Consider the following 1,143-nt stretch of genomic DNA (forward strand, 5'->3'; position numbering starts at 1 on the left):
CCCCGCCAGGGGCGCGGGGAACTGCGCGACCAACCACCACGACGCAGCACCCGGCAACGAAGCCGAACCCCAACGGCGGGAGCCGAGGCGCGGCCCCGTCCCACACTCCCCCGGCAACGCCGCGCAGCGCAGAGTCAGCCCAGCCACCCCGGCCGCACCAGGCCCGACTCGTAGGCCAGTACGACGAGCTGGGCCCGGTCCCGCGCCCCGAGCTTCACCATCGCCCGGCTCACATGCGTCTTCGCGGTGAGCGGACTGACGACGAGCCGCCGCGCGATCTCCTCGTTGGACAGCCCGATCCCGACGAGCGCCATCACCTCCCGCTCCCGCTCCGTGAGCCCGCCCAGCGCCCCCGCCGCGGCGGGCTCCTTCGACCGGGCGGCGAACTCGGCGATGAGCCGCCGCGTCACCCCGGGCGACAACAGCGCGTCCCCGTGGACCACGGCCCGTACCGCACGCAGCAGTTCGTCCGGCTCGGTGTCCTTGACGAGGAACCCCGAGGCCCCGGCGCGGATCGCCTCGAAGACGTACTCGTCGAGCTCGAACGTGGTCAGCATGACGACCCGTACCGCGGACAGCTCGGGCTGCTCCCCGATGCGCCGGGTCGCGGCCAGCCCGTCGAGCAGCGGCATCCGGATGTCCATGAGTACGACGTCGGGCCGCAGCTCACGCACCATCCGCACCGCCTCCTCCCCGTCGGCGGCCTCGCCGGCCACCTCGATGTCGGGCTGGGCGTCGAGCAGCGCCCGGAATCCGGCGCGGACCAGGGACTGGTCGTCGGCGAGCAGGACACGGATCAACGGGGCTCCTCCGATGACGGGGCGGACGGCGACGACGGTGCGGACGATGACGGCGGCGACGACGCGGCCGGGGGTGTGCGCGGGAGGCCGGCGACGACCCGGAACCCGCCGTCGGGGCGCGGGCCCGCCTCGATCGTGCCACCGAGCGCGGCCGCCCGCTCCCGCATTCCGGCGAGTCCGTTCCCGCTGCCGCCCGCCTCGGCGTGACTGGCGGGGCCGTCGTCGTCGACCGTGAGCGTGACGGTGTCGGCGTCGTGCCGCACGCGGACGCGGGCCCGCCGGGACCCGGAGTGCCGTACGACGTTGGTGAGGGCCTCCTGCACGATGCGGAAGGCGGCGAGGT

Annotated in this window: 2 protein-coding genes; both read right to left on the reverse strand. The window is 75.0% G+C overall.

Features of this window, described 5'->3' with window-relative positions:
• Positions 1-134 precede the first annotated feature (134 nt).
• Entirely contained in the window at positions 135-800 is a 666-nt protein-coding gene (locus GTW43_RS30870) for a response regulator transcription factor (RefSeq protein WP_161305284.1), read from the reverse strand.
• Positions 797-1,143: ATP-binding protein (locus GTW43_RS30875; protein ID WP_343246170.1), on the reverse strand; the 347-nt coding region annotated here is incomplete at its 5' end. The genes GTW43_RS30875 and GTW43_RS30870, both read right to left, overlap by 4 nt.

Origin of the sequence: Streptomyces sp. SID5785 (genome assembly GCF_009870065.1) — a bacterium.
In the GTDB taxonomy this organism is placed as follows: Bacteria; Actinomycetota; Actinomycetes; order Streptomycetales; family Streptomycetaceae; genus Streptomyces.